Raw genomic sequence first — 14,240 nt, forward strand, 5'->3', positions numbered from 1 at the left:
ACGCCGCCCCGTCTTGTCCGGTTCCTGTACCGGCGCACTGTCCCGCGGCCGCGCGCGGCGCTAGGCTGAGCGGATGCCTTGGTTCGCCCGCTCCCGCTCCTCGCTGCCGTTGTTCGCGCTCGCCGCCGTCGCGTCCATCGCCGTCCCCTGCTACCCGGCGCCGGCCGCGGCGGAGATCCGCCGCTGCACCGACGCGCACGGCAATTCGGTCTATACCGATCGCGACTGCGCCGCCGCCGGCGGCGTCGATCGGCTGCCGCGCGGCGCCGCCGCCCAGGCGCAAAACCCGGCCCAGAACGGCGGCGGCTGCGCGCGCAACCTGCGCGATCTGGTCGGCCAGATCACCAACGCCATCGACGCCCAGGACGGCAACCGGCTGGCCGCGGTCTATCACTGGACCGGCATGTCCGACGACCAGGCCTATGCGGTGTTGCAGCGCCTGGATGCGATCGCCCATCGGCCCCTGATCGACATCGCCCCGGTGCTTCCGGCCGCACCGCCGCCGCCCGAGCCCGGCCCCTGGACCACCCTGCCGCCGGCCGCGCCGAACGCCGCCACCGCACCGCTGCCGCCGGCCGAACCGCCCTCGCCCGCGCTGGTCAGCCCCCTGGGCCGCCCCAGCGGCGCGGCGGCCACGGCCGCCGATGCAGACGCGGCGGCGCCCACCGCAACGGCCGAGACCGCCGCAGCCGCGGTCGCCGCGACCCCACGCCGGCGCGCGCCGGTCGGCCTGCGCCTGGAGCAGACCCTGGGCAACGGCATCACGCCCTCGCGCACCGTGTTCGGCCTGACCCGCCATTTCGGCTGCTGGTGGATCAAGGGCTGAACCCTTCCCGCGGCCGATCCGGCACGCGTCCCCGCCTCACACAGACGGCCCCGTACGTTGGGCCTGCATGCGCGCGCAGGGCACAATAGGCGTTTCTCCACCCCACGACGGAAGCCGACGATGCAATACCCCGAATGGATCTGGCACAACGGCGCGATCAAGCGCTGGGCCGAAGCGACCACCCACGTCATGTCGCACGCGCTGCACTACGGCTCGTCCGTATTCGAGGGCATCCGCACCTACGACACGCCGCAGGGGCCGATCATCTTCCGCCTCAACGACCACAATCGCCGCCTGTACGCCTCGGCCAAGATCTACGACATGGCGGTGCCGTACTCGCTAGAGCAGATCAACCAGGCCTGCCATGAGGTGATCAAGGCCAACGGCCACACCACCGACTACCTGCGTCCGGTCGCCTACCGCGGCCTCGGCGGTTTCGGCCTGTCCGCCGACACCCCGACCGACGTCGCCGTGGCGACCTGGAAGATGGGCCAGTACCTCGGCCCGAGCGTGCTCGAGGAAGGCATCGACGCTTGCGTGTCGAGCTGGCAGCGCTTCGCGCCGAACACCATTCCGGCCGGCGCCAAGGCCGGCGGCAACTACCTGTCCGGCCAGTTGGTCGCGCGCGAGGCGCGCCGCCTGGGCTTCGGCGAAGGCATCGCCCTGGCCTCGACCGGGCTGCTCTCGGAAGGCGCGGGCGAGAACCTGTTCCTGGTGTTCGACGGCGCCCTGCACACCACCCCGGTCAGCGCCGCCCTGCTCAACGGCATCACCCGCAACACCATCATCACCCTCGCCCGCGACGCCGGCATCGAAGTGATCGAACGCGACCTGCCGCGCGAGTACCTGTACCTGTGCGATGAGCTGTTCATGTGCGGCACCGCCGCCGAGATCACCCCGATCCGCTCGGTCGACGGCCGCCAGGTCGGCAGCGGCCGCCGCGGCCCGGTCACCGAACGCATCCAGGACCTGTTCTTCGGCCTGTTCAACGGCAAGACGGCCGATAAGTACGGGTGGCTGGAGCCCGTCAGCTGACGCTGCCGGGCCGGGATTCGGGATTCGGGATTCGTAGAGCGCTTCGTCCCCTTCCGACCCTGCACGCAAGCTTCAAACAAGAACGCCCGGCTTCCATCGAAGCCGGGCGTTCTGCTTTTTAGCTCTTGCTCAACCAATCCCTAATCTCTAATCCCGAATCCCAAATTCCAAATCCCAGCTCGACCAATCCCGGCTCAACCAATCCCGAATCCCAAGGTAGCCACCACCCCGCGCGTCTCGCCGGGCTTCACCCGCACGTCCCAGCCGTACAGGGCGCACAGGCGGCGCACGATCGACAGGCCGATACCGCCGCCCTGGGAATGGCCGGCGTGGGTGCCGCGGTAGCCGCGCTCGAACAGCTTGGCCGCGTCTTCGGCGCTGAGGCCGGGGCCGGAATCGATCACTTCGACCGAGTCGGGGTACAGGCGCACCACCACTTCGCCCTCGGTGGTGTACTTGACTGCGTTGCCGATCAGGTTGCCCAGCGCCACCGCGACCGCGGCCTCCGGCGCGTCGACCACCAGCCCGCGCTCGCCTTCGATGCGCAGCGCCAGCGGCTTGCCGCCGAGCTGGGCGCGGTGGGCGTCGAGCAGTTGCTCGGACAGCTTGGCGATGTCGGTCGAGCCGTGCCCGCGCTCGTTGCGCGACAGCAGCAGCAGGGCGCTGATCAGGTCAGTGCACTGCTGCTCGGCGCGCTGGATACGCAATAGTCGGTTGCGAGTCTTGTCTTCCAGATCGGGCCGCGACAGCAGCAGCTCGACCGCGCCCTTGATCACCGCCAGCGGGGTGCGCAGCTCGTGGCTGACGTCGGCGTTGAACTCGCGGTCGCGCTGGACCACGTTGGTCAGGCGCTCGGCGTAGTCGTCCAGGGCCTCGGCCAACTGGCCGACCTCGTCGTCGGGGAAATGCGCGGCCAGCGCCTCGGACTGGGCGCTGCGGCCGGACCGCTTGAGCCGGTTGGCCAGTTCCGACACCGGGCTCATGACCCGCGACGCCGCCCACCAGCCGACCAGCAGCGAGAACAGGGTGAACACCAGCACCGACAGGTAGATCGCGCGATTGAACTGGGCCTCGCCCTTGCTGGCCTGGGTCATGTCGTAGGCGAGGAAGAACCACTCGGTCGGCGTCTTGCGCACCGCGAGCTTGTACGAAAACGGGGTGCCGTCCGTGTTCTTGCCCTGGATGTTGTGAATGCCGTCGGGCAGCGCGTACCAGTCGGGCTCTTCCAGGCGCAGGTTCTCGAAGCGGTCGCTCTTGACCACCCGTCCATAGACCTGCTTGAACGGCACCGGCGGGTTGGAATCCGGCGCCAGGTAGAACTGGCGCGCGTACTCGTCGATGTTGCGGTTCATCGCGTCCTCGACCAACTGGTTCTCGACCCGAGTGCGGGTCCAGTTGGTCGCGAACGCGAACATCGCGGTCAGGCCGAAGCCCAACAGCACGAACGACAGAATGATTCGGCTGCGCAGGCGCCGCCGGAATCGCTTCTTTTTCCTTAGCCGCGAGCTCGCGGCAGGTTCTTCCGATGCCACGCGCTCAACCGTTGTCCGGGGCGGCGATGCGGTAGCCGATGCCGTGGCGGGTCTGGATCAGCGGCGTGTCGAAAGGCTTGTCGACCACCGCGCGCAGGCCGTGGATGTGCACGCGCAGGCTGTCGGAGTCGGGCAGCTCTTCGCCCCACACCCGGGTTTCCAGTTCCTGCCGGGTGACCACCGCCGGCGAGGCTTCCATCAGCGCCTGCAGGATCTTCAGCGCAGTCGGGTTGAGCTGCAGCAGTTTGCCCTGGCGCCGCACTTCCAGCGTGTCGAGGTTGTACTCCAGATCGGCCGCGGTCAGCACCCGGGTCTGCACGCCGCGGCCGCGACGCGACAGCGCGTTGAGGCGGACCTCGACCTCCTGCAGCGCGAACGGTTTGATCAGGTAATCGTCGGCGCCGGAATCGAAGCCGGCGAGCTTGTTGTCCAGGCTGTCGCGCGCGGTGAGCATCAACACCGGCGTCTGCTTGCGCGCTTCGTTGCGCAGCTTGCGGCAGACCTCCAGGCCGTCGATGCCGGGCAGGTTCAGATCCAGCACGATGGCGTCGAAATCGTGCACCACCGCCAGATGCAGCCCGGTGATGCCGTCGGCGGCGAAATCCACCGTATGCCCGCGGTCTTCGAGAAAGTCGCCGAGGTTGGCGGCGATGTCCTGGTTGTCTTCGATCACAAGTATGCGCATGGGCTCGTCCCAGTGGGTTGGCGTTCGACCGTAGCCGCGCGCCCGGGTTCCGTAGGCGTCGCGCACGAGGCGGCGACGGCAAGCGAAGGATGATGCCAGAGCGTTTGTAAAATGAACGGGAAACGCTCGCCCCCCATCCCCCGGAAGTCACTCCGGCGTTCATCGCCGGTCCCGAATCCCCAGTCCGAATCGCCCATTGCGGCGCCAAAAAACAAAGGCCCAGACGCGGGGCCACCGCGCCTGGGCCAAAAGGGTATTGCCCCGATTACCGTAACCTGCTTCGACCAGATACGTCTGACGAGGAGCGTGATTTGGTGGCGCTGCAGTGCTTCGGTCCGGGTAACGCTACGCGGATTTCGATTAAACGGTCGTTAAAGATCGCGTTAAAAGCAAGTTAAACGCAACTTGAAATTGGAACCGCCCCGGCCCAGCCCTTCCGCACCGGGGCGCTGCCGTTCGGCGGGGCGCCGACAGATGACCTGCCAGGCTTGCCATTGACGAGGATCGGGCAAGCCCAAGCCTCGCCCCACCCCCTGTTCAGCGTCTCACCGCAGCGCGGCGGGGGGTCTTCTCGCGCAGCCGGCCGGCCACGTATTGGACGATTTCCCCGGCCACGTCCACCCCGCTGGCCTCCTCGATGCCCTCCAGGCCCGGGGAGGAATTGACCTCCAGCACCAGCGGGCCGCGGGCCGAGCGGATCAGGTCCACGCCCGCCACCCCCAGCCCCAGCACCCGCGCGGCGCGCACCGCCACGTCCTGCTCGGCGGCGCTGGCGCGCACGCCCTTGGCGGTGCCGCCGCGGTGCAGGTTGGAGCGGAAATCGCCCTTCGGCGCCTGCCGCTTCATCGCCGCCACCACCTTGCCGCCGACCACGAAGCAGCGCAGGTCGGCGCCCTTGGCCTCGGCGACGAACTCCTGCACCAGGAAGTTCGCGTACAAGCCGCGCAGCGCTTCGATCACGCCCTTGGACGCCGACAGCTTCTCGGTCAGCATCACCCCCGCGCCCTGGGTGCCCTCGTTGAGCTTGATCACGTGCGGCGGCGGGCCGAGCATCGACAGCAGGTCGGCGGTGTCGTCGGGGTTGTCGCCGAACACCGTCGCCGGCAGGCCGATGCCCTCGGCGGCCAGCAGCTGGTGGCTGCGCAACTTGTCGCGCGCGCGCAGGATCGCGTCCGAGCTGTTCGGGCTGTAGGTCTCCATCAGCTCGAACTGGCGCAGCACGGCCGAGCCGTAGCGGGTGATCGAGGCGCCGATGCGCGGGATCACCGCGTGATAACCGGCGATCTCGCGCCCCTTGTAGTGCATCTGGAAGCCGTCCGAGGCGATGCGCATGTAGCAGCGCAGGGGGTCGAGCACGCGCACGCTGTGGCCGTGCTCGCGCGCGGCCTCGACCAGGCGGCGGGTCGAATAGAGCTTGGTGTTGCGCGACAGGATCGCAAGCTTCATCGGGCGGGGTTCGCGGAAAAAGGAGGGGGACGCGCGTTCAGAGGCTGGGCGCGCGGCGGCGCAGCCGCCCGTGCAGGAACGAGCGCGCCGGATCGACCGTGAACGCGCCGGTGACCGCGGTGCGGCCGAGCAGGATCGGGAAGCGCATGCCGCGACGATCCGCCAGGTTTATTTCAATTTCGCGTTCGGTGCCGGCCAGGCTCAGCGCGGTACGGATGAACAGGCGACGGGTGCGATGGCCGCCGGAGTCGGTGACCCAGCGCTCGTCGTAGACCGGCGCCGCGGCCTCGATCACCGCGCTGCCGCGCGGGCGCAGGCGGAACCCGACCCAGGGCGCGCCGGCCTCGACGAAGCTCCAGTGCGACTCCACGTGCAGCGCCGAACTGCGCGCGCCGGTGTCGATCTTGGCCCGCATCGCGGCGATGCCCAGGCCCGGCAAAGCGGCCAGTTCGCGCCAGCCGAGGACGATCATCGATGACATCGGACCTCCGCTGCGCAGCCAGCACGATCGAATGGGAACCCACGAACCGATGGCGCTTGGACCGTACCCGGCCGGCGTCGTTCCATCGCGCCGCGAGGCGACAAAAAAAGCGACCTTGCGGTCGCCCTGGGCCCGTCCCGACCGCGCTGCGCCGCCGCCTGGATGGCGAGCCGCATCGTGCCCGGAACGGACCGGGCGCGCAGTCTAGCGCGCGCCCCGCGTCAGGTCGATGCGCATCGCAACGGCCATCGCGCCGAGCCGGCGACCGCCGCCCAGGCTCCGACACTGCCCCCGCGGGCATTAGCGCAACGTGAGCGGGAAATGCTCTTGCCCACCGGCCGTCGAAGGCCGCCCGGCCACGATCGATGCTGCGTTGCGCGGCCGCGGATCGACGCGTCCCTGCCCTCCTGGCGGCGGACCCGGCCTGCGCGGATTCAGCCTGCGCTCGTATCCGTTCGGCCGGTCGATTCGCGGGCCGCGGCACAGCCGCATTCCGTCGACGCCGCCTGCCGCGATCGCGCCCGCAACGACCAAACACACCGGCGAACGCGAAACCGCTACCGCCCGGCCGCTGCCCTGCGCCGCCCGATCGACACCCTGGCCTGCGCGCACTGCGGAACTCGTTACCGTCCGATAACGGAGCATGGGCAGACGGCGGATGGACACGGGCAAGCGGATGTCGAGGACCTTGGCGCACTGGAACGACGACCGCGGCGATGGGTTCCTGGCACCGGTCGGCGGCGGCCCGCAGGTCTTCATGCACGTCTCCGCGCTCGCGCCCGGCAGCTCGCGGCCATTGCCCAATGAGCGCTTCACGTTCGAATCCGTCCGCGACACGCAAGGCAAGCACAGCGCGACGCGCGTGCGCCGCCCCAACGAGCGGCCGCATGCGCGAACCGACCGGCGCCGCCGATCGTCCGAGCGCCGCGGCCGCCGTTCCTGGGGACCGGCCCTATTCGGGTTGGTCGCGATCGGCGGGATCGTCGGGTATGCGCAGGGTCTCATCGACATCGCCCCCCGCACCGACGCCATCGTCGGCGCGATGCCGGCGTGGATACCGATATCGCGGCCCGCACCGGCCCGCTACCGCTGCGACGGACGCACGCACTGCAGCCAGATGACCTCGTGCGCCGAGGCGCGTTACTTCCTCGCCCATTGCCCCAACGTGAAGATGGACGGCAACGGCGACGGCGACCCTTGTGAGCAGCAGTGGTGCAACTGACGCGCCGTGCGCCGGCGAACCGGCCCATCGATCGATCCCCGGCGCGCCCCATGCATGGCCGGAACGCGATCGGGCCCGTCAACGACCTTCGTTCGAATCCGCGCAACGCCCTCATTGTCCGGCAATCGAATCGAACCATAGGTATCGCCCGCTCACCCTTTCTCATCGCTGAGCGCCTCGCAACCGGTGAGACGGCTTGCGCGGACGATCGCCGCATCGGCCGTTCGGACCGCTACGACGCAAGCGCTTTGCCGCGACCGATCGCCGTCGCGATCCGCGTGAGATCGGGCGTGACTGCGATTCCGGATCGGATCTGCGCCGATCTGCAGGAAGAAATTCGAAACACCGCCATCGTTCAAAAAACGCAAGGCGGCTTGTTCGTATAGTGCGGCCGGCATTGCGTCACGCCGATACCGGGCACCGACGTCCGAACCGGAAGGTTCCACCATCGAAGCAGGAAGCGTTGTCATGGGCATCGGCCTCGGCCAACAGCATTACGCGAATTTCATCGGCGGCCTGGACACGCCCGAGCGCACCCAGGACGAAGTGCTGTCGCGCCTGATCGCGCGCGGCCGCGACACCGCCTTCGGCCGCGAGCACGGGTTCGACCGCATCGACAGCCTGGCCGAGTTCCGGCGCCGGGTGCCGTTGCGCAACTACGAGGAGCTGCGCCCCTACGTCGACCGCATCGTCGCCGGCGAAGCCGACGTGCTGTTCCCGGGCGAGGTGTTCCGTTTCATCTCCAGCAGCGGCAGCACCGCCGGCAAGGCCAAGGTCCTGCCGCTGCCGCGCGTTTATTTCGCCGAGACCTTCAACCCCTTCTATCTGACCTACATGGAAGGCGCCGTGCGCGCCCATCCGGGGCTGGCGGCCAGCCGCGACCGCACGGTCAATTTCAAATGGGACCCGCTGCGCGACACCTCGGTGCTGAGCAGCGGCGCGCCGCACGTCGGCCTCAGCCAGGTCAACCTGGCCAACGAGTTCGACAGCCAGGCGTTGCTGGAGCCCGGCACGCAGGGCCCCTGGGCGACGGTACCGGCGGACATCCCCGCCGACCTGGACCGGCTGTATTTCCGTCTGCGCATGGCCGCCGGCCACGACATCCGCCAGTTCATCGGCATCAATCCGGCGATCCTGGCGGCGATACCGCAGCTGCTCGATAACAACGCCGAACGCTTGTTCGCCGACCTCGCCGCCGGCCGCTTCGGCGGCCGCGCCGTCGCCGCGCCCGATCCCGCGCTGGCCGAGCGCCTGTCCGCGCGTCGCGCCGCACGCGGGCGCCTGCTGCCGGCCGACGTGTGGCCGAACGTGGAACGCCTGCTGTGCTGGGACGAAGGCATCGCCGGGATCTATCTGCACCAGGTCGTCGCCGACTACGGCGCCGACGTGGTGGTGCTGCCGGCGCCGCTGGCCGCCTCCGAGGTCCCTCTGGCGATGCACCTGCTGGCCGACGGATTGCGCGGGGTGATGGCCTACAACGCCGCCTTCTTCGAATTCCTCGACGTGCAGAACGGCGCGGCGCAGACGCCATTGCGGCTGGAGCAACTGCGCGAAGGCGCCAGCTACGCCGTGGTCGCCACCCAGGCCGGCGGCTTCTGCCGTTACGTGCTCGGCGATCTGCTCGAAGTGACCGGTCGAGCGGGCAACGTGCCCACGGTGGCCTATGCCGGCCGCATCACCCAGTCCGCGTCCGTGCCCGAGTCGGCGCTGCTGCGCTTCATGCGCCGCTACAACGACGAACACGGCCTGCGCCTGCGCAACTTCACCTTCGTGCCCGCGGCACAGGGCGTGCTCGACCTGCTGGTGGCCTGCAACGACGCCGACGGCATCGACATTGGCGAACACACCCTGCGTCAGGCCTATGCCGCCGATGCGGCGATGGCCGGCACTTCGCTGGGCGAGGTGCGGCAGGTGCCGCCGGCGTACTTCACCCAGCAATGGTGCGACCGTGTCGCCGCGGGCCTGCGCCCGCCGCAGGTCAAGGACCGCATCGTGAGCCCACCCCGATGATCGGTTTCACGCTCGCCATCCTCGCCTGCTTCCTGCTCGGCGATCTGGTCCGCCGCTTCGGCGCGCCGGCCGAGGTCTCGCGCAAGTCGGTGCACGTCAGCAGTTGCCTGGTCATCGCGGCCTTTCCGCTGTTCGGCATCGGCTACCGCGAACTGTTCTGGATCGCCGCCGGCAGTTTCGCCGCCATCGCCTTGCTGCGCGGCACCGTGCTGTTGCGCTCGATCATGGGAGTGGAGCGCCAATCCTACGGCGACCTGCTGTTGCCGCTGTCGTTGATGGTGGCGACCTCGCTCGACCTGTCCTATCCCGCCTTCGTCGCCGCCTACCTGGTGCTCGGCATCTCCGATGCCCTGGCCGGCGTGATCGGCGAGACCTACGGCCGCCGCCGCTACACCTTGTTCGGCCATGCCAAGTCCTATGCCGGCAGCGCGGCGTTCTTCCTCTCCGGGCTGGCCATCCTGGTGCCGGCCGCCCTGTGGATGGGTCTGCCGCCGGCCGCCGCCCTGCCGGTGGCGATGGCGCTGGGCGCCGCGCTGACCCTGATCGAGGCGTTCTCGCACAAAGGCACCGACAACCTGTTCCTGCCGCTGATCGCAGCGATCTCGCTGCAGTCGCTGCTGTCCGTGCAGCTGCAAGAGGCGGCGGTGCGCACGAGTACATGATGGCCAAGATTCTGGTAGTGATCGGCCCTTCCGGCGTCGGCAAAAGCACCCTGTTCGCGCCGCTGCGCCAGGAAGGCCTGGTGCGGCTGGTGCCGACCTGGACCACGCGCAAGCCGCGGCATTACGAAGACCCGGCCAACGCCGATCACGTCTTCGTCGACGACGAGGAATTCAGCGCGCGCGAGCGGGCGGGCTTCTTTCTCGAGACCGCCCAGCTGTTCGGCCTGCAAGCGCGTTACGGCCTGCCGCGGCAGGCGCTGGAGAGCGACGGCGGCAACATCCGCGTGCTGATGATGCGGGCGATGCTGGTGCAGCGCCTGTCAAAGTACTTTCCGAGCCATCTCGTGTACCAAGTGGAAGCGCCGCTGGCGCGCGTCGAAGCCCACCTGCGCACGCGCCTGGAACGCGACGGCGACATCGGCTCGCGCCTGGCCGGCTTCGACGACGAACTGCAGATGGGGCGGCCGCTGGCCCACCGCATCGTCGACAACAGCCAACCGCCGCAACGGGTGCAGGAACAACTGCGGGCCTGGCTGCGCGAAGACTTCGCCGAGAACGGTCTGACCGCATGAGCACGCTGTACGCGCCGGTCGGCATCACCCCCACCAAGCCGCTCACCCCCTCCCACCTCAAGGGCGCGCTGCTGTTGGACTTCATGCGCCGCTTCGAGGGCTTGTTCGCGCCCGGCGCGATCTGGCACAACCGCCGCCCCTGGGACATCTCGCTGCAGACCATCCGCTTCTGGGACTATCTGGACCGCGAACACGCCGGCCTCGACTTCGACGCCATGAGCGAAGGCCAGATCGGCGCGCTGTACGTCGAATGCCATCGCAGCGCCGCGCTGCCCGACGCCGAACGCATCGCCGTCTACGCCCGCCGCATCGAGGACGAGGGCTTCGTGCACGCGGCATCGCGCCGCATCCTGGCGCTGTGGGGCGAAGTCTTCGTCACCTTGGGCCTGGCCCCCGATGCGTTGTTTCATTCGGTGCCGTTCGGCCTCGGCCAGGAGGCCGTGCTCGACCGGCTGCGCGCGCACGACCTGCTGCTGGACCAGCGCCGTTTCGGCGGCGGCGTCTACCTGGACCTCACCGACGAAAGCCGGCCGCTGCGCGTGCTGATCTCGGAACAAGGCCTGCCCAACTACCTGCTGGCGATCCTGCGCGACCTGCTCGAACACGCGCCGCAGCACGACCAAATCTGCCTTTACCACGACGCCAGCATCGAACGCGATTACGAATCGCTGACCCGCGTACTGCAACGCTTCGGCCTGCCCTGCCGCCGGGTCGGCTTCAGCCGCGTGCCGGTCGAAGGCCTGGTGCTGAGCGCCAAGCAGGGCGGTTGGGAACAATACACCGGCGCCCGCCTGCTCGAACGCGTCGCCGGCGGCGCCAGCCGCGACGAGATCCGGCTCGGCTTCCGCCTGTACTTCCTGCATGCGCTGGGACTGCGCCACCCGGCCAGTTATTCCGACGCCGGCCTCGGCGAGTGCCTGGAGCGGGCGCGGCGCCTGCTCGCCGTCCACGAACCCGCACCGCCGACCGCCGCCGACCGGACCGCGCTGGAAAAGCTGATGAAGCGCGACGGCAGCGCCAACGTCTACGGCGCGCTGTCGGTGCTGGAACAGAAGAAAGCCGGCCCCGGCCTGCGCCATGCGGTGATGCAATGCCTGCTGTGACGACCCCGACCGCGACCCTGCCGAGCGACATCGATCCGCTGCACCAAACCCTGATGCAGCGCCGCCTGGACGCGGTCGCCCGCGCCGGCGAAGCCGTCTGCGCCCGCCGCACGCTGTTCGTCGTCGTCCGCGAACCCGACCTCCCCGCCCTCGCCCGCGGCCTCGCCCGCGTCATCGCCGGCCTGCCCGGCGACGACCGCCAGGCCTGGCTGGCCAACTTCACCAAGGTCCGCCTGTTCGCCGGCCACCCCACCCGCACCGCCGTCGCCGTGCTGCTGAGCCACATCGAAGGCGACGCCCTCGGCTTCGCCCTGATCGACGCCGAAACCCGCCATCCCCGCATCGCCGACCTGCTGGTCCCGCTGAAGACCCGCAGCGGCCCTGCCCGGGACACCGAACTCGATTTGATTTGGGACGAAGGCGACGGCCGCTGGGAACTGGAGATCGACGTCAGCGGCCTGGATTGGCCGCGCTATCTGGTGCATGCGCTGCACTTGCTGGCCGAGGCGGCGATTGTCGACCCCAGTTTCGGCGGGCGGATCAGGCTAAAGCATCGCGGCGCCGCACCGGTTTGCGCCGAGGACGCGGTGCAGCTGCGGTTGGACTTGGATGAGTCGCCGCCGAGGTGTCGGGCGGTGCTGCGGCCCGAAACCTAATCCATTCGCACCCATCGCCCCACCCGCCATAGGCCGGGTGGAAGCGCGTCGGATGGACAACCTCACCCCTCATCGGGCTGCTGGGCCGGGGCCGCGGGCTGGACCACCGGCACGGTGATGGCCTCGACCTGCTCCGGCGTCAAAGAGTTCGGCCCTACCCCGGTCTCCAAGATGTGCTTGTTCAACGCGTACAGTTCCTGCGCCGGCGTGCCGGTGAGGCAACGGATGCGGTTCTCACTAATCCGGAAGTGCTCGGCGGGGTATGCGGATGGGTTCGGCGCCACCCATTCGGTGTAGGTCGCTTCGCCAGCGAACACGCCCGGCACCGCCCGGGCGCGGTCCTTGCGCCGCCGTGCTTCCATCTCGGAGGCCGGCGCACAACCGGCCCAGCCGCCACCGCGCGCGGCGAACACCGGGTAGTGGGCGACCTCCGACAGGCGATCGCCGTCGCGGCGCAGGAACAGCAAGGCGTGGCTGAAACCCAGCAGGTGCGGCTCCCCGAGATGTTGGTAAAACTCAAAGTCCACCATCGGCCCCTCTTGGCGGCCGTGGAACCGCTCCAGGACGCGGTAGCGCGCTCGATAGCCGCCCCCCAGCGAGTCCGGGTCCTGGATGTCGTCCAGCGCGACCCGTTCGCCGACCACGACCACCAGATCGGCCTGGGGATCCGCCGCTGCCGCAACAGGAGGCTCGGGCGAAGCGATTCCTGGCGTGGGCGGGGTTGCAGCCTGGCGTGTGCAGGCGCTCAACGTCGTCAAAGCGAACAGCAGCACCGCGACGGTACGGCGGGTGGTTCGGAGCATAGCCAGTTCCTTTCCTTGGATGCCCCATCCTCTCGTTGGCGCGGGGCCCATGCAAGCGCATGGCTCCACCATCTGCAGTGCGTTGCCAGTATGAAAGGGGCCAACGTCGGAGAGTAAGATGACTTTGCTGACGAATGCCCGCCCTTCCTGCTTCCACCGCTATTGGCGAGCGTCTACGCAAGACTCGGCTCGCCCAGGGTGACGCCTACGGCTACCGGCCGCTGCCTATGCACTTTCGTCGACTGCCTCGGAAACCGACCCGAGTCTTATCAACCGCACGGGCCGGCGATGAGCTCGTCATGCCGCAATTCGACCGCACCGTGTCAAATGACCTTGTTGCCGGTGCCCTGGTCGTCCAGTTGCGGCTCGTTGTCGGTGTTGACCGAGTTGTCCTTGCCCTTGAACGTCACCTGCCGGTAGTTGCGCCCCAACAACGTGTTCCGATCGCCGGCGACGGTCGCATGCCCCACCTCGGTCATGTTGAAGGTGTTGTCAGAGCCGACGGTCTCCAGCGTCTCGACCTTTTCGTTGAGCACGGTGACCTGGGTGCCTTCGACGCGGATCGATCGGGCGTGATCGACGTTGACCGATCCGTTCGAGCCGGTGATGACGACCGCGCCGCATTGGCCGTTGAGCACGGTCTGGAAGCCGTTCTTGGTGATCCGCACGTTCGCCCCTTGGCCGCAGCTGGCCCCGCTGGCGGGATCGACGAGTTCGTTGGACATCGCCGCGCCGACGGCCCCGCCCGCACCGTCGGTGCAAGCGGCCGCCACGAGGCACAAGGCCGAGGCGGCGAGCAGGCGCGTATAGCGCCACGAGTGCTCGGTGCGTGAGGTGTCGCGCGGGTGGATTCGAGCCTTCATCGAAGCGTCCTTGTTTGGATTGGGTGGGTCAGTGACCGGCCGACGGCTTCGCCGGACGGCTTGATCTCGGCGTTGGTCTAGTGGTCCAAGCCGGCGGGGTCGTCCTACCGGAGGAGCGCCGGTTATAGCATCCGTTGCGGTCAGGCCAAGTCAGTCGCTGGCGTATGCCGCCAAGGAACAATCCGACTGCAGGGATGCTCCGGGATACAAGCCGAAGCGACTGCAGCCGGAACGGAGCCTGGGCAACGACGGCGCGAGCCAGGAAACAGGGCTTCGGCACGAAACGGTACCTGCGACGACGCCTCGTGGGAGGTCTCGCGATCGAAGTCGAAGGTACGCAAGAG

General features: G+C 68.8%; 15 protein-coding genes. 9 read left to right on the forward strand and 6 right to left on the reverse strand.

All coding sequences use genetic code 11. The features are described from left to right. Positions 1-73: 73 nt before the first annotated feature. Together V2J18_RS17145 and V2J18_RS17150 are read left to right on the forward strand one after the other, a co-directional pair. Complete coding sequence (locus V2J18_RS17145) at positions 74-826, forward strand: DUF4124 domain-containing protein (RefSeq protein ID WP_064747756.1); 753 nt, start codon at positions 74-76, stop codon at positions 824-826. Positions 827-946: 120 nt separating this feature from the next. After that, positions 947-1,861: a branched-chain amino acid transaminase gene (locus V2J18_RS17150; RefSeq protein WP_064747758.1), complete on the forward strand. Its 915-nt coding sequence runs from the start codon at positions 947-949 to the stop codon at positions 1,859-1,861. Positions 1,862-2,055: 194 nt separating this feature from the next. On the opposite strand, the gene V2J18_RS17155 is transcribed toward V2J18_RS17150, so the two are convergent. The 4 genes from V2J18_RS17155 to V2J18_RS17170 all read right to left on the reverse strand — a co-directional run bounded on the left by V2J18_RS17155 (position 2,056) and on the right by V2J18_RS17170 (position 6,005). Beyond that, positions 2,056-3,393, reverse strand: a complete 1,338-nt coding sequence (locus V2J18_RS17155; protein ID WP_064747759.1) for a sensor histidine kinase — start codon at positions 3,391-3,393, stop codon at positions 2,056-2,058. A 4-nt stretch (positions 3,394-3,397) separates the two neighbouring features. Further along, positions 3,398-4,078, reverse strand: coding sequence for a response regulator transcription factor (locus V2J18_RS17160; protein WP_064747760.1), 681 nt, complete (start codon positions 4,076-4,078; stop codon positions 3,398-3,400). Between the two features lie 537 nt (positions 4,079-4,615). Beyond that, positions 4,616-5,524, reverse strand: coding sequence for a 30S ribosomal protein S6--L-glutamate ligase (gene rimK, locus V2J18_RS17165; protein WP_064747761.1), 909 nt, complete (start codon positions 5,522-5,524; stop codon positions 4,616-4,618). Positions 5,525-5,561: 37 nt separating this feature from the next. Further along, positions 5,562-6,005 carry an ATP-dependent zinc protease family protein gene (locus tag V2J18_RS17170; RefSeq protein ID WP_064747762.1) on the reverse strand — a complete coding sequence of 148 codons (444 nt, stop codon included), beginning with the start codon at positions 6,003-6,005 and terminating at the stop codon, positions 5,562-5,564. Positions 6,006-6,663: 658 nt separating this feature from the next. Between V2J18_RS17170 and V2J18_RS17175 the strand changes: the two genes are divergently transcribed. The 7 genes from V2J18_RS17175 (at position 6,664) to V2J18_RS17205 (ending at position 12,230) form a co-directional block, all read left to right on the forward strand. Then, positions 6,664-7,227 carry an excalibur calcium-binding domain-containing protein gene (locus V2J18_RS17175; protein ID WP_064747763.1) on the forward strand — a complete coding sequence of 188 codons (564 nt, stop codon included), beginning with the start codon at positions 6,664-6,666 and terminating at the stop codon, positions 7,225-7,227. Further along, positions 7,218-7,613: a hypothetical protein gene (locus V2J18_RS17180; protein WP_141233451.1), complete on the forward strand. Its 396-nt coding sequence runs from the start codon at positions 7,218-7,220 to the stop codon at positions 7,611-7,613. The genes V2J18_RS17175 and V2J18_RS17180 overlap by 10 nt, the downstream gene beginning before the upstream one ends. Positions 7,614-7,695: 82 nt before the next feature. Beyond that, positions 7,696-9,237 carry a GH3 family acyl-acid amido synthetase gene (locus V2J18_RS17185; protein WP_336132425.1) on the forward strand — a complete coding sequence of 514 codons (1,542 nt, stop codon included), beginning with the start codon at positions 7,696-7,698 and terminating at the stop codon, positions 9,235-9,237. Then, positions 9,234-9,899 carry a diacylglycerol/polyprenol kinase family protein gene (locus V2J18_RS17190; RefSeq protein WP_336132426.1) on the forward strand — a complete coding sequence of 222 codons (666 nt, stop codon included), beginning with the start codon at positions 9,234-9,236 and terminating at the stop codon, positions 9,897-9,899. Before V2J18_RS17185 ends, V2J18_RS17190 begins: the two co-directional genes overlap by 4 nt. Beyond that, on the forward strand, positions 9,899-10,471 hold the full coding sequence (locus V2J18_RS17195; RefSeq protein WP_064747768.1) for a hypothetical protein: 573 nt from the start codon (positions 9,899-9,901) through the stop codon (positions 10,469-10,471). Before V2J18_RS17190 ends, V2J18_RS17195 begins: the two co-directional genes overlap by 1 nt. Further along, positions 10,468-11,574, forward strand: coding sequence for a hypothetical protein (locus V2J18_RS17200; RefSeq protein ID WP_336132427.1), 1,107 nt, complete (start codon positions 10,468-10,470; stop codon positions 11,572-11,574). Before V2J18_RS17195 ends, V2J18_RS17200 begins: the two co-directional genes overlap by 4 nt. Continuing rightward, a complete protein-coding gene (locus V2J18_RS17205; RefSeq protein ID WP_336132428.1) occupies positions 11,562-12,230 on the forward strand; it encodes a DUF6182 family protein in 669 nt (222 codons plus the stop codon). The genes V2J18_RS17200 and V2J18_RS17205 overlap by 13 nt, the downstream gene beginning before the upstream one ends. 62 nt (positions 12,231-12,292) lie before the next feature. Here V2J18_RS17205 and V2J18_RS17210 read toward each other — a convergent pair whose 3' ends face one another. Beyond that, the gene (locus V2J18_RS17210; RefSeq protein ID WP_336132429.1) at positions 12,293-13,033 is read right to left on the reverse strand and encodes a hypothetical protein; all 741 of its coding nucleotides are present in this window, start codon (positions 13,031-13,033) and stop codon (positions 12,293-12,295) included. A 323-nt stretch (positions 13,034-13,356) separates the two neighbouring features. Further along, positions 13,357-13,896, reverse strand: a complete 540-nt coding sequence (locus tag V2J18_RS17215; protein ID WP_336132430.1) for a DUF3060 domain-containing protein — start codon at positions 13,894-13,896, stop codon at positions 13,357-13,359. Positions 13,897-14,240 lie beyond the last annotated feature (344 nt).

The sequence above is a fragment of the Lysobacter firmicutimachus genome (assembly GCF_037027445.1).
GTDB classification, from domain to species: domain Bacteria; phylum Pseudomonadota; class Gammaproteobacteria; order Xanthomonadales; family Xanthomonadaceae; genus Lysobacter; species Lysobacter firmicutimachus.

Coding starts and splice junctions, on each gene's coding strand:
- V2J18_RS17145 (WP_064747756.1), top strand. CDS start 74: ATGCCTTGGTTCGCCCGCTCCCGCTCCTCGCTGCCGTTGTTCGCGCTC.
- V2J18_RS17150 (WP_064747758.1), top strand. CDS start 947: ATGCAATACCCCGAATGGATCTGGCACAACGGCGCGATCAAGCGCTGG.
- V2J18_RS17160 (WP_064747760.1), bottom strand. CDS start 4,078: ATGCGCATACTTGTGATCGAAGACAACCAGGACATCGCCGCCAACCTC.
- rimK (WP_064747761.1), bottom strand. CDS start 5,524: ATGAAGCTTGCGATCCTGTCGCGCAACACCAAGCTCTATTCGACCCGC.
- V2J18_RS17170 (WP_064747762.1), bottom strand. CDS start 6,005: ATGTCATCGATGATCGTCCTCGGCTGGCGCGAACTGGCCGCTTTGCCG.
- V2J18_RS17175 (WP_064747763.1), top strand. CDS start 6,664: ATGGACACGGGCAAGCGGATGTCGAGGACCTTGGCGCACTGGAACGAC.
- V2J18_RS17185 (WP_336132425.1), top strand. CDS start 7,696: ATGGGCATCGGCCTCGGCCAACAGCATTACGCGAATTTCATCGGCGGC.
- V2J18_RS17190 (WP_336132426.1), top strand. CDS start 9,234: ATGATCGGTTTCACGCTCGCCATCCTCGCCTGCTTCCTGCTCGGCGAT.
- V2J18_RS17195 (WP_064747768.1), top strand. CDS start 9,899: ATGGCCAAGATTCTGGTAGTGATCGGCCCTTCCGGCGTCGGCAAAAGC.
- V2J18_RS17200 (WP_336132427.1), top strand. CDS start 10,468: ATGAGCACGCTGTACGCGCCGGTCGGCATCACCCCCACCAAGCCGCTC.
- V2J18_RS17205 (WP_336132428.1), top strand. CDS start 11,562: ATGCCTGCTGTGACGACCCCGACCGCGACCCTGCCGAGCGACATCGAT.
- V2J18_RS17210 (WP_336132429.1), bottom strand. CDS start 13,033: ATGCTCCGAACCACCCGCCGTACCGTCGCGGTGCTGCTGTTCGCTTTG.
- V2J18_RS17215 (WP_336132430.1), bottom strand. CDS start 13,896: ATGAAGGCTCGAATCCACCCGCGCGACACCTCACGCACCGAGCACTCG.